General features: G+C 50.4%; 18 protein-coding genes. 9 read left to right on the top strand and 9 right to left on the bottom strand.

Annotation, left to right across the window (positions count from 1 at the left end; translation table 11 throughout):
- Window positions 1-72 precede the first annotated feature (72 nt).
- The 4 genes from NY07_RS13445 to NY07_RS13460 all read left to right on the top strand — a co-directional run bounded on the left by NY07_RS13445 (window position 73) and on the right by NY07_RS13460 (window position 3,692).
- The gene (locus NY07_RS13445) at window positions 73-1,098 is read left to right on the top strand and encodes an endonuclease/exonuclease/phosphatase family protein (protein ID WP_033539881.1); all 1,026 of its coding nucleotides are present in this window, start codon (window positions 73-75) and stop codon (window positions 1,096-1,098) included.
- 166 nt (window positions 1,099-1,264) lie between these two features.
- On the top strand, window positions 1,265-2,398 hold the full coding sequence (locus NY07_RS13450; protein WP_033539882.1) for an AI-2E family transporter: 1,134 nt from the start codon (window positions 1,265-1,267) through the stop codon (window positions 2,396-2,398).
- 12 nt (window positions 2,399-2,410) lie between these two features.
- Window positions 2,411-3,319, top strand: a complete 909-nt coding sequence (locus tag NY07_RS13455; protein WP_033539883.1) for a hypothetical protein — start codon at window positions 2,411-2,413, stop codon at window positions 3,317-3,319.
- Between the two features lie 136 nt (window positions 3,320-3,455).
- On the top strand, window positions 3,456-3,692 hold the full coding sequence (locus NY07_RS13460) for a hypothetical protein (RefSeq protein ID WP_033539884.1): 237 nt from the start codon (window positions 3,456-3,458) through the stop codon (window positions 3,690-3,692).
- Window positions 3,693-3,749: 57 nt separating this feature from the next.
- Here the strand turns inward: NY07_RS13460 and NY07_RS13465 are convergent, their stop codons facing one another.
- The 4 genes from NY07_RS13465 to rihA all read right to left on the bottom strand — a co-directional run bounded on the left by NY07_RS13465 (window position 3,750) and on the right by rihA (window position 7,252).
- The gene (locus NY07_RS13465; RefSeq protein WP_052125688.1) at window positions 3,750-4,700 is read right to left on the bottom strand and encodes a DMT family transporter; all 951 of its coding nucleotides are present in this window, start codon (window positions 4,698-4,700) and stop codon (window positions 3,750-3,752) included.
- Window positions 4,701-4,803: 103 nt separating this feature from the next.
- Window positions 4,804-5,034, bottom strand: coding sequence for a ribosome alternative rescue factor ArfA (locus NY07_RS13470; protein ID WP_033539885.1), 231 nt, complete (start codon window positions 5,032-5,034; stop codon window positions 4,804-4,806).
- Window positions 5,035-5,281: 247 nt separating this feature from the next.
- Window positions 5,282-6,196 carry a ribokinase gene (gene rbsK, locus NY07_RS13475; RefSeq protein WP_033539886.1) on the bottom strand — a complete coding sequence of 305 codons (915 nt, stop codon included), beginning with the start codon at window positions 6,194-6,196 and terminating at the stop codon, window positions 5,282-5,284.
- Window positions 6,197-6,241: 45 nt separating this feature from the next.
- A complete protein-coding gene (gene rihA, locus NY07_RS13480) occupies window positions 6,242-7,252 on the bottom strand; it encodes a pyrimidine-specific ribonucleoside hydrolase RihA (RefSeq protein ID WP_235363933.1) in 1,011 nt (336 codons plus the stop codon).
- Window positions 7,253-7,746: 494 nt separating this feature from the next.
- Here rihA and NY07_RS13485 point away from each other — a divergent pair, with 494 nt between their 5' ends.
- The gene (locus NY07_RS13485) at window positions 7,747-9,129 is read left to right on the top strand and encodes a Na+/H+ antiporter NhaC family protein (RefSeq protein WP_033539887.1); all 1,383 of its coding nucleotides are present in this window, start codon (window positions 7,747-7,749) and stop codon (window positions 9,127-9,129) included.
- A gap of 124 nt (window positions 9,130-9,253) precedes the next feature.
- Here NY07_RS13485 and nhaD read toward each other — a convergent pair whose 3' ends face one another.
- Window positions 9,254-10,729: a sodium:proton antiporter NhaD gene (gene nhaD / locus NY07_RS13490; protein ID WP_052125689.1), complete on the bottom strand. Its 1,476-nt coding sequence runs from the start codon at window positions 10,727-10,729 to the stop codon at window positions 9,254-9,256.
- Window positions 10,730-11,025: 296 nt separating this feature from the next.
- Window positions 11,026-11,880 carry a pirin family protein gene (locus NY07_RS13495; protein ID WP_033539888.1) on the bottom strand — a complete coding sequence of 285 codons (855 nt, stop codon included), beginning with the start codon at window positions 11,878-11,880 and terminating at the stop codon, window positions 11,026-11,028.
- A gap of 394 nt (window positions 11,881-12,274) precedes the next feature.
- On the opposite strand from NY07_RS13495, the gene NY07_RS13500 reads away from it, so the two are divergent.
- The 3 genes from NY07_RS13500 (at window position 12,275) to NY07_RS13510 (ending at window position 14,701) form a co-directional block, all read left to right on the top strand.
- Window positions 12,275-13,357 (top strand): rhomboid family intramembrane serine protease, encoded by a 1,083-nt coding sequence (locus NY07_RS13500; protein ID WP_033539889.1) that lies wholly within the window; start codon window positions 12,275-12,277, stop codon window positions 13,355-13,357.
- A 180-nt stretch (window positions 13,358-13,537) separates the two neighbouring features.
- Entirely contained in the window at window positions 13,538-13,900 is a 363-nt protein-coding gene (locus NY07_RS13505; protein ID WP_033539890.1) for a response regulator, read from the top strand.
- Window positions 13,901-14,107: 207 nt separating this feature from the next.
- Complete coding sequence (locus NY07_RS13510; RefSeq protein ID WP_140946860.1) at window positions 14,108-14,701, top strand: V-type ATPase 116kDa subunit family protein; 594 nt, start codon at window positions 14,108-14,110, stop codon at window positions 14,699-14,701.
- A 110-nt stretch (window positions 14,702-14,811) separates the two neighbouring features.
- Here NY07_RS13510 and NY07_RS13515 read toward each other — a convergent pair whose 3' ends face one another.
- The 3 genes from NY07_RS13515 to NY07_RS13525 all read right to left on the bottom strand — a co-directional run bounded on the left by NY07_RS13515 (window position 14,812) and on the right by NY07_RS13525 (window position 17,017).
- A complete protein-coding gene (locus NY07_RS13515; protein ID WP_033539892.1) occupies window positions 14,812-15,483 on the bottom strand; it encodes an SDR family NAD(P)-dependent oxidoreductase in 672 nt (223 codons plus the stop codon).
- 120 nt (window positions 15,484-15,603) lie between these two features.
- Complete coding sequence (locus NY07_RS13520; protein WP_033539893.1) at window positions 15,604-16,083, bottom strand: YbaK/EbsC family protein; 480 nt, start codon at window positions 16,081-16,083, stop codon at window positions 15,604-15,606.
- A 103-nt stretch (window positions 16,084-16,186) separates the two neighbouring features.
- Entirely contained in the window at window positions 16,187-17,017 is an 831-nt protein-coding gene (locus NY07_RS13525; RefSeq protein WP_033539894.1) for an SseB family protein, read from the bottom strand.
- Window positions 17,018-17,909: 892 nt separating this feature from the next.
- Between NY07_RS13525 and NY07_RS13535 the strand changes: the two genes are divergently transcribed.
- A complete protein-coding gene (locus tag NY07_RS13535; protein WP_033539896.1) occupies window positions 17,910-19,631 on the top strand; it encodes an ammonia-forming cytochrome c nitrite reductase subunit c552 in 1,722 nt (573 codons plus the stop codon).
- Window positions 19,632-19,790: the final 159 nt, after the last annotated feature.

Here is a 19,790-nt window from a genome sequence, read left to right on the forward strand (position 1 = left end):
GCCAATGTTATACTCAACTGATACGCTCAGAGGGGATCGAGCTTAGGGCGAGCTTCAGACTAAGGAGTACAAGTGACCTATCCGACAACCGTGGATGAACAGCTAAGACTGGCCAGCTTTAATCTGTTTAACTTTATCGCCCCACCAGATGCCTATTATGAGTTTAACAATATCTACACTCAGGCTCAGTGGCAGCAGAAGTGTGATTGGATAAGTCACTATCTGACCACGCACAAGCCCTGCGTGATCGGCTTCCAGGAGGTGTTTTCGCCCGAGGCGTTGCGCGCTCTGGTGGCCGAGGCTGGCTATCCCCATTTCGCGGTTATCGATAGCCCTGAGGTGAGTGATGATTTTATCTATCGCCACCCTGTGTTGGCGCTTGCCAGTAAGTACCCTATTATCGACAGCATCGCCTGTGGCATAGATCGAGATGTTGCCAGCTTGATGGGAATAGCCCCTAGTTTTCAATACAGTCGCCTTCCGCTGAGGGCCACTATAGTGCTGCCCCATCTTGGCCCTTGTGACTGTTATGTGGTGCATTTCAAGTCGAAACGTGCGCTGTTCGAACCCGAACTGGCCGGTAAAAGTCAGCAGGGGGCATGGTTATTTGCCGCCGAGGCCGCGGCTAAGTGGGCGGCGTCTATGGTGCGGGGGAGTGAGGCGAGTCTACTCAGGGTGGAGATTGCCAAGCGCCGCGCCGAAAAGGGGTATCCTGTGGCGCTGTTTGGAGATTTTAATGACAGCCTGTCAAGCGGCGTCTTATCAGTGCTCGTCAGTGAAGATACCCGCCTGCTGGGGCAGTTTGATGAGCGAACTTTCCATGGCTATCGCCTTCAGGACGCTTATCAATTATACCAAGCCTCTCAGTATAGCCCGGCCTCTATTGCCCGCGCACCAACGCATTATCACCTCAATCGCGGCGAGGTGATCGACTATATTCTTCTCTCCAATGAATTTGACCCTCACAACGATCAATGTCTGGCCGAAGTTGCCGGATATCACACCTATGATCGTCATCTGATCAATCCACAATATGAGCGCGACAGTCACAGCACAGATCATGCGCCAGTGATGGTTAGCCTGAAAATCAGAGAATAATAGGCTTTAGCAGTCAGGGGGTTAACGTCTGACAGCGTTAAAGCTAATGGCTATATTATTGTTTTAATTGTGGAATTAATTAGTTCTATCGGCTATATTTTGCTCAATAAAAAAGGCCGTTAAGCGAGTGTCAGTAATCACAGTAGTGGGTGACAAAGGATAAGTTATGGACAATGAAACCAAGACGATACAGAGCAAACAATTTATCAGCAATATGACGGAGTCGGCGATACGTATCGGCCTGCTCGCCATCTTAGTGATCTGGACCTATGATATCGTGCGGCCTTTCTTGGTGCCTGCCTTGTGGGGCGGCATTATCGCTGTGGCCTTGATGCCCCTCACCCATAGGCTGGAGCGACTGTTTAAGGGGCGACGAGGCTTGGCTGCGACTGTGGTCGCACTGATCGGAATAGCACTGTTGGTGACCCCCTTTGTGGTGGTGTCGGGTTCCATCTTCGATGGCGTGTCCACTACGCTAAAAGTGGTGCAAAGTGGTGAGATCAATCTGCCGGAGCCGACGCAGCGGGTAGCAGACATACCCATCATAGGTCAGAGCCTGTTTGATGCCTGGAAAGACTTTAGCAGTAATTTGGAAAAAGCCATCATCCACTTCTTGCCTGAGATCAAGGCGGCTTTTTCTGCCTTGGCGGGGATTATAGGTAGTAGCTTAGCCACTCTGGTGATGTTTATTATTTCGCTGCTGATCGCCGCAGGTTTCATGGCAAACTCAGAAAGCTGCGCCGCTGGCCTGAGCAAGATGGCCGTTCGAGCGGTAGGGCCTAATGCTCACGCATGGACCAGCCTGATGGCGGCGACCATTCGCAGCGTGTTACTCGGGGTTGTTGGTGTGGCTTTGATTCAAGCCATGTTAATTGGGTCGGCGCTATTCGTCTTCGGTGTCCCTGCCGCAGGCCTGCTCACTCTGGTCACCTTGTTTCTGGGGATCGCGCAGCTACCGGCCCTGATCATCATAGTGCTGCCGCTTATTGGCTTTGCTTACTCATCGATGGAGGCCACCTCGGCCACCATCTTTAGTATCTGGGTCTTCCTCGGCGGTATTTCTGACAATATCCTTAAGCCGATGTTAATGGGGCGGGGCGTTGATGTGCCTATGCCTGTAATTTTGATCGGTGCTATTGGCGGCATGCTGTTTGCCGGCATCATAGGCCTCTTCCTCGGCGCTGTGGTGCTGGCGATTTGGTATGAGTTGTTTGTTGCCTGGTTAAATGGCGGTCATCCTGAGGAGGTGTTGTCTGAGAGTCAGGGCGACTCCTCTGTAGATGCCGGTGACGGTATCTAATCGAGGTCGGCCATGTTAGATGCCATCTGCAAAATCGCAGACCAAGCGCCGAAAACCTATTCGGTATTTAGTTTTCAGCGTCTGAGCGAGTCGGAGATAGAGAGTCTGCGTCAGCAGCTCTACTGCCCTGTGTGTGGCGGCAGGGCTTATTTTCGTAAGGCTTCGCGTGATGGCAAGGCTGCCTGCTTCGGCTCGCGCTACCATAAAGCAGATTGCAGCGAATTTAATCCATCAGCCAGTCGGCGTCAGGAGGAGCAAGACGCCCTTGAGGTCAACCAGCAGCTGCTGGACAATGACGCCCTGATGATTGATTTCACCCTTCCCCCTAAACGCACGTCCAGTAAAGCATTGCGCCATACTGTCAAGCCTGACGCTGATGACAGTTCGGCTACAGATGCGGTAGCTGGCGTTGAGAGCCCAAGGGCTCACTATCGAACCAGTTCTGCTGAGCCTAATGAAGCAAATAAGGCAGATGAAGCGCCAGAACAGCCGAAAGTCGCCACCCAGGGGCTGGAGAAATTACTGCACAGCCTGCTGAGAGGCAGCGAATTGGCCAGTTCAGATCTTTGGGTCTATACCGGCGATAAGTATCGCTGGCGAGCCAAGAACCTGTTTGTTAATTTCGCCGATGCCGAGCCCACAGAGCGAGGCGCGCCTCGTATGTATTGGGGCACCATCTCTCATGCCGACAAGGCGATGCTCTGGCTCAATCCCGCCGATTGTAACGATGTGGGCATCCCTATAGAGGCCTTCAAGAGTGAGCTATGCCAGCGCTTCGATATCTCCGATCGTCATGCACTGGAAGGCGCAGGTATTATGCTGTTTGGCAAATGTTTCTGGAACAAAGACAAGACGCGAAAAATTATTCAGTTGTGGAAAAAGGATGTGACCCGCATGCATCTGGCTAAGGCCGATGATTAGTGATGCAAACTGCATTGCCATACGCATTTTTTTGACGTCTATTGGCAAGGAGCGCTTCGCCACGTATCAATACCTACAGAGATAATACTCAGTATGTGAATGGCTTAGCGTCACTTTTGCTCACTTGGTACGGCTTATGCTCCATCTGGTTATCGAACCAGACACCTCGATTGAGGATAGGGAGTCGGCGATGATAGTCAGTATCCAATCACCCCAGCTGGGATTTGAGGTCAACCTGAGCCTTTATGCCAGCAACCCTGCCTACCGCCAGCGTATCGACTACATTCGTAAGCTGATGAGACAGACAGTGAGCGATGCGCCTGGCTGCTGCATGACTCGTCGAGAGCGTCAGGCCCTGAGCCAGTTAAGTTGACTGGCTTAATTCTCCAGTTTTAGTTGACCGGCTAAGTCGACCGGCTTTGTTTTCGGTTTAGTTGAGTTGCGAGGCGCTCTTATCCCGGCGTCGCGCCAGGAGCTTGTCGCCCCATTGATATAAGCCAAGCCCCGCGAGCACAAAACCTGCGCCTATCATCAAGGTTTGAGAGATATGCTCCTGATTCACTAGGGCGCCCAGGGTCATGGCAAAGACTGGCGTGATTAGAGTGACCAGGGCGACTGTGCTGGCATTGAGGTGCTGCAAGATATAGAAGTAAACGATAAAACCGATAAGCGAGCCAAAGATCCCCAGATAGAAGATGGCGGCAATCGAGCGCACCGACCAGGTGTCGATTGGCAGGCTAGCATCAAATAGCAGCCAGGCCAGTGCAAACAGGGGGGTAGAGAAGATCAAGGCGCCGACCGTGCTGGCGATGGGATGAATGGCAAGTTCGACCGTTTTGATCAGCACGCCGCTAAGGCTAAAGAGAAACACGGCGCACAGCACAAGCACCAGACCTACCCAAGCCTCGCTCCCTAGTGCGAGTTTTGCCGAACAGACAATCCCCAGACCGGAAAATGCCAGCACTAGGGCGATGATTCGCATCACGCCAAACTTGGGTTCGCCTAGCAGTCGCTGGGCCAGGAGTCCAGAGATCAGAGGTGATAACCCAAACAACAGCGACATGGTGCCCGAGGCCAGATAGCGGGCGGCAAAATAGCTGAGCAACATGCCGCCGACGATGCCGATGGCCGAAAATGCGTAAAGCTTAAAGGCGGTGCGATTCCAGGGTAGGCGTATGTTACTAAAGAGGATGATTAATCCACCTATGAGTAATGCAATTACCATGCGCAGCAAGACTGCCATGGTGGGATGTACAGTCTCGCTACTCCAGACGATCCCCAGTGGTGTGGTCGACCAGATGAGCACCACGGCCATAAAAGAGACGGGAACCAGCCGGGGAAGTGGCTGAGGCATTTGGCCTGACTGAAGGTTAGATGACATGGGAGAACACGCCCTGCTACAAAATTAAGGGATGATTGATAGAGGCGATTTTGACCGAGATTGTGGATGAAAGCTATGGCCAAATGAGGCCTTGAGAAAAAATTTATGCCTGGGTGGCTAAGTTGGCTGGGCTTAAAAAGTCAAAAGGGGCAATGCCCTTTAGCATATGCCCCTTTTGTTGTTGGCGTTTGTATGAGCCTTTACCCTTCTTAGGTTTCTCAACGCGCATCTTAAATAACTCGCTGGTGACTATCGCCTTTAGGGCGTTGTCTTTAATAACACCGCGGCCGCTCTCATGGGGAGCCTGCGCAGTGCGCCGCTGTTTTTTACTCATGCTATTTCCTCTATTGATCTATCACTCATTCTGGGTTGACGATAGCGAATCGCTGCGCCAATGCCATTGCCTGTGTAGGCCTTAACCTGTCAGGCGGCGCAAGATTACGCCTAGGTTGCTCAAAAAGCAAACAATATTTTACCATAAATAAGCAAATAACATTAGACCTTATGATTCAATGTCTTAGTTAGTATTGAGCTCAGATAAACAGGGTCGACCCACCAGAGATGGAGCAACCCTTATGGGATTAGACCTCTGCCAGCTCATGACGGTAGGGGATGGAGCGCTGCGCCCCTTGGCGGGTTACCGACAGGGCAGCGGCGCGATGGGCAAACTCCACCGCCGTCTGCATACTCAGGCCTTCTCCCAGCGCCACCATTAAGGCGCCGTTAAAGGTATCTCCAGCCGCCACAGTGTCTATGGCGTCTACCTCTACACCTGGCACCAACACACAAGCCTTATCGCTGCTGAGCAGGGCGCCCTGTTTACCTAGGGTGATGATCACCGTTTTGGGCCCCAGTTGATGTAGCATCTGCGCCGCCAGTTTGGCGCTTTGTTCATCGATGACCTCTATGTCTGTGATGGTTTCAGCCTCGGTTTCGTTAGGGGTGATCACATCGACCAAACGAAATAGATCTTTGCCGATCACCATGGCGGGCGCCGGATTGAGTATGGTGGTTACGCCCTTGGCCTTGGCGCGTTGTAAGGCGTCGAGTACCGTTACTGCAGGGGTTTCCAGTTGCATCAGGAGGTAGTCAGCCTGATCGATCAGCGGGTAGTGAGCCTTTAGCGCCTCCGGTGTCAGGGTGGCATTGGCGCCGGCGGAGACCCCAATCATATTTTCACCATTGTCGCCGACAAAAATCATTGCCGTACCCGTTGGCTGTGTGTCTGTGTAGGTGATCCCCTCTGGGGCGATGCCATCTTGCTGCCAGGCTTGAGCCATGGCTTGGCCTATAGCGTCTTGGCCCAGGTGGCAGATGAAGTCGACCCGGGTACCTTCTTGGCTCAGGCGGGCCGCTGCCACCGCCTGATTGGCGCCCTTGCCGCCATGTTCGAGGCGATAGCCACGGCTCATCAGGGTCTGTCCTGCGCTGGGCAGGTATTCCAGATTCATCACGTGATCGGCGTTGGCGCTGCCTAAAATTAACAGTCTACTCATGATGTCCTCTTGCCTTGTTGGAGGGCGATGCCCTCCATAGGTGATTTAGTGATTATAGGCGCTTAGGCAATCGACGAGCAGGTCGACGAAGCCCTGGCGATCCAGGCCAAAGAGTACGCTGGCATTGGCGGGACAGCCGGTGAGTTGATAGCGATCCACCACTGTCATCCCCTGGGTGTGCTCCCCTTTGGTTTCTACACCGACCCAGCAGTCCTGCGCGTTAAACAGCTCAGGCTTGAGTAACCAGGCGATGGTACAGGGGTCGTGCAGCGGCGCGCCGGTAAAGCCCCATTTGGGATCTCTATGGTAGATCATGAAGAAATCCAGTAGCTCGGCAACGCACTTGGCCACAGGGTTTGGGATGGCGCGGATCCGCTCAATATCCTCATCCATGATCTGCGCCTCATGGGTCACATCCAGGCCACACATGGTAATAGGTATGCCAGATTTAAACACCATATCGGCCGCCTCAGGGTCGACGAAGATATTAAATTCGGCCGCCGGGGTCCAGTTGCCAACCCCTGCGGCGCCACCCATCAGCACGATGCGGGCGACCTTGCTGTGTAACTCAGGATAGTTAGCGATAAACAGGGCGATATTGGTCAGTGGCCCTGAGGGCACTAAGGTCACAGCCACGTCGCTTTGGCGTACCTTTTCAGCCATCAGTTCGATGGCATTTTGGGTCACGGGTTCAAAGCCGGGATCGGGCAGTTTTGGACCATCAAGACCGCTCTCGCCATGGACGTTGTCGGCAATGATCAACTCTCTGGCGAGGGGCTTCACTGCGCCGCCTGCCACGGGAATATCGCTGCGGTTGAGCAGGGTCAGGATGCGCAGGGCGTTGTTCAGTGTCTTGTCCGGCGTCTGGTTACCGGCGCTGGTGGTCACCGCTAGCGGCTTAAGTTGCTCACTGCTGAGAGCCAAAATAAGCGAGATAGCATCGTCATGGCCGGGATCGCAATCGAGAATAATGGGAGTGGCCGAGGCAAGCGGGTGGATGATTTTGGGAGAAGCTGTAGCTGCAAAAGAATCTGTGGCAGCGGTTGTTTGAGTCATGGTCATGCTCCTTTGATTGACACCTGAGGCAGAGTAACACGCTTTAGAGTCGTGTCATCTCTGAAATGAAAATTTGTGATTAAACAGACAAAGCGGCGTCAGTCGGAGTCGTTTGGTCGGGAGCTGAAACGCATGTAGGAAGCACACGGCACCATTAATTAAGCGTTTTGGTTGCATAAGCCCTTTTTAGATGAGGTGAGAGATTAGCGCATTATATTTTACTTATATTGATAATTATCAGTGGTTTATTAGGTTTTCCTGCCAGAGGTAAAAATTTTTTGTCGTCGGATAACTATTTCTGATTGACTCAGTCGTCATTGCAGATTATTTTGCGCCCGATGTTTTAGCTGGGGTCAAAAATAAAGGCATGGTTCGCTAAGGGCGAACGTCGTTATGTCCATAATAAAGCAGCAACTAAGCGTATAACTTTTTGGGTTCTACGCCGAATAAAATGAGTTTGCCGTATCGGCTCAATTTTAGAAGGACCTTAAGCCATGTCTGACGCGACAGCCTTAAGTCTTATTCCACCTGTGGTGGTATTGGTGTTAGCCATTTGGCTGCGCCGTCCAATCCTTTCGTTAGTTATCGGTGCCTTAGTGGGGTTAGTCCTGTATCAACCTGATCAGGTACTGAATAATTTCTCCGATATTTCGCTTTCTGTCATGGCCGATGAGACCATAGGTTGGTTGATTTTGGTCTGTGGTGGTTTTGGCGCCCTGATCGCTTTGCTGGTAAAAACCGGAGGCTCTATGGCCTTTGGTCGCCATGCGATCAAATACGCTAAAGGGCCTAAATCATCGTTATTTATGACCTTTATTCTGGGTGTAGTGATCTTCATCGATGATTATCTTAACGCCCTGACAGTGGGTTCGACCATGAAGTCGGTGACCGATAAGTTTAAGGTGTCACGCGAGATGCTGGCCTATGTGGTGGACTCAACCGCCGCGCCCATCTGTGTGTTAGTGCCTCTTTCTACCTGGGCGGTCTTCTTCGGCGGATTGTTGGTGGACAATGGTGTGGCGGGTGAAGGCCAGGGGATCAGCGTCTATATGTCGGCCATCCCTTACATGCTTTATGCCTGGTTGGCGGTGGCTATGGTGCTGCTGGTGGTCCTGGGTATCGTGCCTGCATTTGGCCCGATGAAGAAGGCTCAGCTGGCGGCCATGGCGGGCAAACCCGCCAAGGCGATAGATGCCAGTGATGAGGTGCAGACTTCTGACGACTATAGCCTTAAGGCGATCGAAGAGGAGTTTAAGCATGCCGATAACCTGGGCAAGCTGCACAACTTTATGGTGCCTATCCTGCTATTGGTTGGCTTTACCGTCTATTTCGATATCGACGTGCTAAAGGGGCTTATCGCTACCTTAGCCGTGACCTTGCCTTACTACGGGGTTCAACGCCTGATGCCATTGTCAGAGATGATGGAGCAGATGCTCGATGGTTTTAAATCTATGTTGCCGGCCATAGGCACTGTGATTGCAGCCTTCGTATTTAAGGATGTCTGCGACAAGCTGATGTTGCCGCAATATGTCATTGGTAATTTGAGTCCCTTTATGACGTCCCAGTGGTTGCCCGCCGTGGTGTTTTTAACCATGTCGATTCTGGCCTTTGCTACGGGGTCGAGCTGGGGGATCTTTGCCGTTTCTATCCCTATCGTGATGCCATTGGCTCAGGCGGTGGATGCAAATATTCCTTTGGTGATCGGTGCCTTGTTGTCGGCGTCATCTTTCGGTAGCCAGGCCTGCTTCTATTCAGACTCTACCGTGTTGGCGGCGCAAGGGTCAGACTGTAACCTAGTGAGTCATGCGGTGACCCAGTTACCCTATGCCTTGATTGCCGCTGGGTTTACCTTTATCGGTTTCCTATTTTTGGCCTAAGCGGTCGTTATAGATAAAAGAGAAAGGGGCGTTGAATAGTCGATTCAACGCCCCTTTTGTTTAACCCATAGGGTGACTATAGGTAATCTAATCTTTTAAAACACTGCTCTAAATATACCGCAACCTAAAACAGTGAGGCGTTCAGCCACAGATGCACCAGAATACTGGCGGCGTAGCCAAGGGCTATCACGGGCGTCCACTTGAGGTGGCTGGCGAAGGTATAGATACCGCGCGCCTGTCCCATCAGGGCGACACCCGCCGCACTGCCGATAGAGAGCATGCTGCCGCCTACACCAGCGGTGAGGGTCACCAGTAGCCATTGACCTAGCCCCATATCGGGATTCATGGTGAGTACGGCAAACATCACAGGAATGTTATCGACGATAGCCGAGAGCACCCCAACCGCCACATTGGCATAGGTCACGTCCCAGTGGGTATACATGGCCTCGGAGACCAAGCTGAGATAGCCCATAAAGCCCAGGCCGCCAACACAGAGCACCACACCATAGAAGAAGAGTAGGGTATCCCACTCGGCGCGGGCGATGCGGCTAAAGACATCGAATGGCACTACGTTGCCCAGCTGCTCCAGACGCTTGATGTTGTTATCTCGTTCAGCCTGCTCTTTTGCCTTGAGTACGGCCCTAGGGAAGCTCTTACGTAGGAAGAAGCCAAAGAATTGCAGGAAGCCAAGGCCCGTCATCATGCCCAGTACCGGTGGTAGGCCTAGTAAGCTATGAGTGCAGACGGCGGTGGCAATGGTTAGCAGAAACAGGGCGACTATGCGTCTGGCGCCTCGTTTCATGATCACCTTTTCCTCTTCAGCTTTCTGCTCCGTATTGACGATGAAGATGCTCATGATTGCCGCCGGTACCAGGAAGTTGACCAGAGAAGGGATAAAGAGGGCGATAAACTGCTCGAAGTGCACCACCCCTTTTTGCCAAACCATCAGGGTGGTGATATCGCCGAAGGGGCTAAAGGCGCCGCCTGCGTTGGCCGCCACCACTATGTTGATACAGGCCAGGGCAATAAACTTCTTGTTATCACCGCCGACTTTCATCACTACCGCACACATCAATAATGCGGTGGTAAGGTTATCGGCGATAGGTGAGATAAAGAAGGCCATAAAGCCTGTGAGCCAGAATACGGTACGCAGGCTAAAGCCCTTGCCCACCATCCAGGCGCGCAGGGCATCAAACAGATTCCGTTCTTCCATGGCGTTGATATAGGTCATGGCAACCAGCAGGAAGAGTAGTAGCTCGGCATACTCTAGCAGGTTGTGTTTAAAGGCCGCTTCTGACAGTTCAGACATGCCGTGCTGCACATAGATGTAGCCTATGATGCCCCAGATTAATCCTGCCGCCACCAGTACGGGTTTAGATTTTCTCAGGTGTAACACCTCTTCGCCCATCACCATGATATAAGCCAGAATGAAGATGACGAGTGCCACATAACCTGCACCAGTGGCGGTGAGATCTAATAGCTGGCCACTGGCCTCGCCACTACTGGCAAAGACAGCTGGGCTAAACAGGGTGGCCAGACATAAGAGTAAGCTTGTAAATGTAATGGCAAGGTTGCCAAAGTGGGGCTTAAGGTTTCTCATTAAGTATTCTCTGTGTTAGGAATCGCTTAAAAATTACCACAGCTTTTCTGTTGAAAATCTTGATGCGCCTCAAATTTATTTGCATTAGTTTCGTCTAAGTCACATAAAGTTTGCGAAATTATGCTTCAAAAATAAGCATTTACTCACAAAGTGGTAGTAAATGTATCTCCCGTTTTGTGAGAGTTACCTGTTTTACCTTGTTGAGGGTTTTGCTCTGAGTCACGGTTTTACAGCCAGAAATGGCCTTTGTGCAGGGTAAAAAAAGAGAGCCTGGTGGGCTCTCTTTAATATGCTGGTTAGATGGCGCCGAATCGCCCAGCCTGATAGTCCTCGATCGCTTGCTGGATCTCTTGCTGGCTATTCATCACAAATGGACCCATATGTACGATCTTTTCGCGGATAGGTTCACCGGCAAATAATAGTGCTCCGGCGCCTTGTTCACCTGCGGCGAGATCCAGTAGCTGCTGGCTGTCGACAATCAGGTATTGTCCAGCTTGGTAGGCTTTATCTGGCACAGATTGGCTGTAGAGCTCGCCTTGGTACAGATAGAGCCCGGCAAATTCTCGCTCCTTGAGATCGATCTGGGCGGTGCCCTTGGGCGGGAACATGAGATCGGCAATCTTGCCTTGACCCGCTAAGGTTTGAATTGGCGCCGCTATCGGTTTTTCGTCCGACAATTGCCAACTGCCAGCCAGGGCTCGCAGGCAGGTGCCACTTTTGTTGCGAGTTTCTGGTAGCGGCTTGTCAGTGCTGTCACGATAAATAGCTGGGCGCATCTTCTCCTTGGCGGGCATGTTAAGCCAGATCTGAAAGCCATGCAGACCATCTTTGGCATCGGCCAGTGGCATCTCTGAATGCACTACGCCGCTGCCAGTGCTCATCCACTGCACATCACCCGCCTTGATAGCCTTGACATTGCCTAGCTGATCTCTGTGTTCGAACCCCCCCTTACGAATATAAGTAAAGGTTTCTATGCCCCTATGGGGATGAGGTGGGAAGCCACCGATAAAGTCTTTTTCATCGTCAGACTTGATCTCGTCCAGCATTAAAAAAGGGTCGAATCTAGTGTTCATAAAGTCGGCCACACGGCGTATGTTAACGCCATCGCCATCCATTGCGGGGCGAGCAGTAAATTGACTGATCACTTTCATGGTATCTCCTCGCTAAAGTTGTCTAATGCCGGCTGGTTAGTTAAGTCTAGCTGGCGGGAATGATGTCAGATTAACATTCGCCTAATAGAACAAATATCGCGAAATTACGCTCAAATCATTCGATTAAATAGTAAATTTATTCTGGGGCGATTAACTTACCTTATGTTGTTTAATGAATAGGTGATCTGTTACTAATTGTTTTTGCTATTAAATATTTTAATTTCGTCAGTATTATTGCCACGGAGCTGTGCTAGTATTCACGGCAAAATGAATCGGCATATCAGCGACACTGACTAAGCACGACGTTAATGAGTCGTGCAAGGTACAGATATCGAGGTCGTCACTGCATGCCGAGGAGCAAACAGCTACTAGTTGATTAGAGAAGGATCTTTTAATGGCAAATATTTGTCCTGGCTGCCATAAGGGCGTACTAAAAACCTATAACTTTCATGGTGAAATGGTCGACTGTTGCCGCCAGTGTGGGGGGATCTGGTTTGAAAATGGCAAGCTTAATGCGGCGCTGTCGAAAGCAGATAACGGTGATGAAAATGTCAGTTTTGAGGAGAGCTTAGGGCAATTACTGGGGAGGTCCAGCCGTTCTTGTCACCAATGTGACCGTAGCCTGCATCGTTACCATTTGATGGAGAGTTATCATGTGGAGGTGGATATCTGCCACTCTTGCAGTGGGGTCTGGATCGATGAGCATGAGCGAACCAAAGTCGTGCAATCACCAAGAATAAAGCAGGTGTTAGGCGAGCTGAATGCTAAGCCTGGGGCCATTAGTTGGGTATTTCAATTTCTATTAAAGATGCCGGTGGAGTTTAACCTTAAACCTAAGTCTCGCCCGCTGATCACCTATCTGCTACTGGCGTTAAATATTGTGATTTTTGCTGCCTATGGCTTCAATCAAGCCTCGACCGAGCAAGTGTTTGCTCAATTTGCCATGCGATCCAATGAGGTTTTGGCGGGGCATTATCCCTGGACTCTGTTGAGCCATATGTTTCTCCACGGCGATATTATGCACCTGGTAGGTAATATGTATTTTCTCTATGTGGTGGGGGATAACCTCGAAGATGTACTGGGGCGGGCTAAGTTCCTAGGCCTCTATCTGTTGTGTGGTTTGGCGGCCGCTGCGGCGCAGATAATTGCCGACCCTGCCTCAAGCGTTTACATGGTTGGGGCGAGCGGTGCAATCGCGGGTCTTTTTGGTATGTATCTAATGTGGTTCCGTCATGCCAGCCTGACCTTCATGATATTGATATTCCAAAAGAAGCTTAGCCCTATGGTATTTTTTGCGATCTGGCTGGGATTCAATATTTTCGGCCTATTGATGGCGGGGCAAGGCGTGGCTTACTGGGCCCATATCGGTGGCTTTGTTATGGGGTTGATATTGGGTATCACGCTAAAGGAAAAGGTCATGCACAATAATCCTATGTTGGCACTCCTCAGCGAACCCGAGGTCAAAATTGTTCGTTAGAGTGACGACTTACTAACAAGCCCTGTCTGCGGACTGGGCTTTTTATTGGCCGATTTTTGCCGCTGAAACTTAAGCGAAAAAACGGCGTCTACCCCTTGAATATATTCAGATCTTGATAGCTGGTAATTCGGGTAAACTTGGATACAATGTAACCATCATAACTGTCAAAGCGAGAGATAAATGTCCAGAGCCAAAATCTTGATCATAGATGATGATCCCGTCTGCACCGGAGTACTACTCGCCATGCTGGGGGACGACTATGACGTGACCTCGGCCAATTCTGGTATTGGTGGAATCGAAGTGTTGAAGTCTTTGACGCCAGATCTCATCTTGTTGGATATCACCATGCCCCATGTGAATGGCTATCAGGTGATCCAGCACCTTAAGGGAGACGAGCAAACCGCTAGCATCCCGGTGGTCGTGATCAGCTCGCTGACGGAGCAATCGGACAAAGCCTTTGCCCTCAAGCTTGGAGTGGATGGCTATATCACTAAACCTATCATGCCTGATGCCATTCAAGAGGTGATAGAGGATTACCTTTAACTCGCCTCAGTGCCTCGTCGCCCACTATTGAGTGTCGAGGCTTTCAGTTTAAATCATCTTTTTCAGTGGCTTGCATTGTAATTAGTGAGTCACTCATTCACCGATAGACTTCTCTCTAGACAGGTGTTCAGGCCTGGGCTATCTTATGGCGGCAACAAGGATGTCACCACTTGGTTGACCAATTCAGCAAGTTAAATTAAGGGATTAATGATGAAAGCAAACCTGCTATTGCCGCTATTTTTTCTTCTCAGTAGCGCCCAGTGCGCCGAACTTCCGCCACCTGATGCCTATGGGTTGGCCGGCATGGAAGTGGATGTCGCCAACCTTATCGAATATAACGTCTCTCAAATGAAGGCTGACGGTGACTTTATTGCCATGGAGCAGGTCTCAGGTATCGACAGTGGCAAGCTCGAGCGCGGTTACCGACGCGCCATGAAGATCTGTTTCGATAAGCATGACCTCATGTCAGAAGAAAATGCTGAGCGTTTGTCTAACTGCTTTATCGACGAGACCGCTAAGGAAGTAGGTGCTACTCCTGAGCAGTTTAACGCCTGGTTAGATGAGCTTGACCGACAAGACGCCGAAAACCCCGACGCTATGGACGCCCTCTTTAATGAGATGGATAAGATCAGCGAAGCCATCTATGCCCTGCAGGATAAGCCGGAGCGAACCGAGGCTGATGAGGCGCAGCTCGAGACGCTAGAGCGAAAGCTTATGGAGCTGAGCGAGCAGCGCGACAGGCTGCAGGCACAGGAGACGGAAGCCATGGCCGCAGAGATGGAAGCCCTCTTTAAGCGCTAGTCATGCGCGAGTCATTCACACATAAACTTATCGATAAAAGGCTCGGTACTGTTGCATTCAGACCGAGCCTTTTTAATGTGCTTCTGGCCTAACTCTGACCTTATTAAGGCCTACCCTCTGGCGATGGTGATATCGGCAATATGCCCATGGGCGGTGGCCTTTAGGGCGCCCTGCAGCATCTGGGCGGCTTCATCGGCGCTCATGAAGCTTGAGGTGTCGAGGTTTTTGCCGCTGGTAGGCCAAAAACCAGTATCCATGCCGCCGGGATAAACGGCGATGATCTTCATCGGTTTGCCTTTGAGTTCCAGGCGTACCGACTCGATAAAGCCGCGTACTGCCCATTTGGCGGCGCAGTAGGTGGACTCTCCCGCTTTGGCTTGCTGGGCTGCGGTTGACATTACCACCACCAGATTCAGCGGCGTGTCCTGATAACGTTTGACTAGCTCTCGTACCAGTAAGATGCTGGTGGTGACGTTGTTTTGCATGAGCTTTGCGATCTCATCCGTCCGTTGCTCGGCGATAGGGCCGAAGTAGCCGCTGCCAGCGCAGTGGATCACCGTCTCTAGTGCGCCGCCCATTGTCGTTACGGCATCGAGCAGCGCCGCGACGCCTTGTTCATCGCAAAGATCGGCGGCAAGAGGATGCAGATTCATTGAGGTCTGTGCGATACCGGCCAGTTTGGCCTGGTTACGGCCGGATATGACCACCTGCTGATCTGCGTCGGCATAACGCTGAGCCAGGGCTGCGCCCAGACCGCTGCTGGCGCCGGTTATTAACATCATGATTGACTCACTTTATCACTTGCCATGGTTGGGTCGTCTATTATGCCGCAACGGCTAAGGGATGCCAGCTAGGCGGCACTAGAAAAAAGGGAAGCCTGAGCTTCCCCTTGATGGTATGAGCTAATGAATGCTCTGGTAACTAAACCTTAAGTGTTTAGCATCTTTGATCAGCTTGATGAAATCTTCACGGCTGAGATGCACCAGGCTGGTGTGATCGCCAGCCTCAAGGTAGAGTTCTTTAGCTTCGATCAGCAGATCATCATAGATGGTCTCGATATTATAGGCCGCGCCGAGAGAGGGAATGGCGCCATGTTCGCAATCGTCAAACATCTGGTAGACGGTTTGCTCCTTCACCAGATGCAGATCGCGGTTGAGCTTCTCGCCCAATGCCTTGAGGTTGATCTTATGATTGGTAGGCAGCACCGCCATGATCCTGCGTCCCTGATGATCTTCTAAGATCACGCCTTTGGCCACTTGAGCGGGCGCCAGATGGGCGGCGATAGCCGAACTGATGGAGTTGTGGCTATGGCGATGCAGCACTATTTCATAGTTCACATCATGCTCGGCCAGATAGTGATTTAACCGGTTTGAAATACTCATATACTTGCCTCGTTAACGTTGTGAAACGTTAACGGTAAGTATAGTTCAGTAAGGCTCTCGCGCCGCTTTTCACTCTGCTAATGTCCCATGAAAAGTCGTTTACCTATCGGCTTATCCAAGTCTTGAACCGGCTCAGCAATGAGGGGCGATAAAATGGGGTTATCTTACCCAGGCAGTAATCGCTTATCGCATCGTGTTTATCAGTCTTGAGCAGATAAGGGCGAACCTCCCAGCCATGGAGCTCCACCTCTTTGTGCAGGTGGCGACAATCGCTGCGAATGCGGCTGAAATCATCGCTTATCCTGTCACCTTCGAGGATAAGGGCTAAGGTAAAGACGCTGTTCTGGCCGCCGCGGCGAATGTCCAGCTCGCAAGATTCCATGAAATAGCCGGCCTTCACGCTGGGATACTTGGCCAGCAGGGCGCGCACCGCGCCGAACATGGGCAGATCGCTTGCCAGTACCTTGCCTAGCAGCAGGAGTTGATTACCCTGAGTGAGTAGCGCCATGTCAGGCAGCAACATATAGCGGATCTCATCGCTGCTGACGACCTTAGATAAGTTGCTATTGGGGTTGAGAGCCATATCCATCTGATTGGTCAGTAGCAGCTGAAATGCCTGAGGCGCATCTATCTCTATCTGACCGTGAAATTCGCTGCCCTCTGCTTCCATAACCGCCTTAGCCTGATCGACCGACTCCTGCGAGGTAAAAATCGGCACGAAGTAGTGTACCTGCCCATCACTGACGGGGATGTGCCACTGCATGATGGAGAGCTCTGTGGTGCCATCGGCCTGAGGCTTGTCCTGGCCATCGCTCAGCAGGTAGAGCCTGGCCTTAATTAGATGTTCATAGAGGGCTTTGGCCTGGGTGTGATCGGCAAGTGCCGCCTGCAGGGCGGTTTCGAGTGCGTTGCTCGGGGTGAGTGTAACTTCCATTTTCTTAAATCCTTGTTTCCAGCAGGTAGAGACCAGACATCCTGATGAGCTGGCATAGTAGATCAAGGTGTTAGCCTGGGTCTAGTTTTGGCGAGCTAAATATCTAATTGTAATAGGTAAGTCATTACTTTTAGGGAGGTCACTCCTTTCGTTGAGAGGTCTCAATTGTTGTATCCACTGTCTTTTCAAAAGTGGTGGGGTGTTTGGCATTACCTCTCTGTGGGAAATCAAACCTCCTATCAATCATTTGATATTGGCTGAGAACTTAGCCGTTTGTTTTATCAGTAAGACGAGTCAAATCTCGATTGGCAAGGCTATCATCATCTTGAGTTGTAGCGGCATAGTGGATTTAGCCAAAATGGGTATAGGCATATCTAGTGAGAGCTCTACTCATTTCATACTCTTTTTGTCTTCACCTGGCTTCCTCTTGTGAATAACTATTCATTCTGATCGCCTTTAAATTCTTATCGCCGAGTGTTTATTATACTTTGTCGAGCTTTCGAGTTGTTAACATAATCTTAATTAAAACTTAATATTCAAGCCAACCTTGCTGGCTAAAAATGCCACAGGCTAGATAGGTCGGCATATACCACTATATTAGCGGTCAATATATGAGCATTTGTTTATTTTTTCTTTTTATATAGCGACTTAGGCTTAATTATCTTTGTTGAATATATCATTTATGGTGAAAAGTTTGATCTTGAAGCAGTAATCAATATACCTCTTTAGGGATATTTTGACTGATCGCCAGTGACAATCTTCACACAAATGTTACCCGTATGTTTCTTCTTAACTATCCCTTTTGATATAGCTTTAATCGTCTTGATGACGCAGTGCTTACAATAAAATAACTACATAAAAAGTGAATAAAATTCACTTGCAGGAGAGTAAGATGAAATTACAAAAGCTTGCAGTTGCTATTGCGGTCTCTGCCGTATTAGTTGGCTGTGGTGATGACGATGACACACAATTAGTGACTTGTGGTGAGGGTTCAACACTCAATACTGAGACGAATATCTGTGAAGTGATTACTGTTGACCCCGTCGATCCCGTTGACCCTGTCGTGTGCGGTGAAGGAACAGTGTTAGATGCAGAGACCAATACCTGTGTTATTCCGCCATCAACTGGGCCTGTCGACCTATATAACAGCGATAACTGGCAAGAAAACTTCCCCGATCAACATGCAACTTGGGCAAGCACTGAAGAAAACAACCCTGAGTCTGGTGCGCCAACCGATCTGCTAGAAGCTAACTCTAATTTGGTTAGCGCTTGGGCTGGTTATGGTTTTGCCAAAGATTACAACCGCGCTCGCGGCCACCACTATGCATTGACCGATGTGATCAAAACGCTGCGAACTGGTAATCCGATTGTCGGTCATGATGGTAATGTTGTCGGCGAAGCGATGGCGGCATCTTGCTGGTCTTGTAAGTCTCCAGACGTTGCACGCATGTACGATCTGGTGGGTGAAGGTAAGTTTGCCAACAATAGCTGGTCCACCTGGGGCCATGAGATGAGCAACACCATAGGTTGTGCCGATTGTCATGAGCTGGGTGAAAATACACTGCGTTTGAGCCGTCCATATGCCGACCGTGCTATGACAAAAGTGGGTCTGACATTTGAAGCGCAAAATCATAATGATCAAGCGAGCCAAACTTGTGCTCAGTGTCACGTCGAATACTACTTCGATGGTACCGACAGTAAGAAAGTGCGCTTTCCATGGGATCACTGGGTTCCTGGTGTAGAAACCGATTATGCAAGTGTCGTAGGTTACACGGGTGATGATAAGCTCTATAAGGGCTTCGCTGCCGAGGCTCAGTTAGCCTACTACGACAAGATTAATTTTAAAGATTGGACTAACGCCATTTCTGGTACGCCATCACTGAAAACGCAACATCCTGAATATGAAAACTTAATGGATAGAGCTTCCCATGTGATGCCTAACCACCTTGAGTTCAGCTGTAATACCTGTCACATGCCTAAAGCTACAAATGCTGATGGTATCGAATACTCGAACCACAATGTTAAATTTGACCCCGCCAAGCTCCCTTCAGACTGTACGACTTGTCACAATGATAGTGCGCTTGAGTCTATTCTGGAAAAGAGAAAGACAGAGATTGAGAAGCTACGTTTCGCAGCTACGGGTACCGATCCTCGTCTGACCGAAGCACACTTTAAGGCGCAGGCTATCTGGGCTGCAAACGGTGTTGAAGGTATCGAAGCTGGCAAGACGATTGGCGAAGCTAAAGGTAACTATGAGGCAGCGCTGAAAGCAGGCAATGAGTTAGCGACCGAAATGAATAGTCTGCTTGGTAAACTCAGAAATGCTCAGTGGTTCTGGGATAGTGCAACGGCCTCACATGGTATGTATGCGCATAACTTTACCGAAGCAAAACGTCTGTTGGTTAAGTCTAATGCCATTCTGGACACTGTGATTGCTGAAGCTGACTTGCTACTGGCTAAATATGCGCCTGATTATGTCTATGACGCCACCAAGTACGATACGAAAGCTGAGGTACAACTAGAAGCTGGCCTTAACTTAGACGCTATGAAAGCGGCTAAAGAAGAGTTTATTAATGAGCGTGTTAAGAAAGAGTGGCCTGTCGAACTACGCTAAGTAGTCACTTCATCTCCAAACCACTTTGTCTCTAAGCAAAATGCCGGTCAGTTAAACTGACTGGCATTTTTTATCTCATGGCGATTGAGTTATGGTCTGCATCTGAACATGACTTTCCTTATAGCGTTTTGTGTCTTTGATTCTCTGATGGGGAAGGGG

Origin of the sequence: Shewanella sp. ECSMB14101, from assembly GCF_000773485.1 — a bacterium.
Classification (GTDB): Bacteria; Pseudomonadota; Gammaproteobacteria; order Enterobacterales; family Shewanellaceae; genus Shewanella; species Shewanella marisflavi.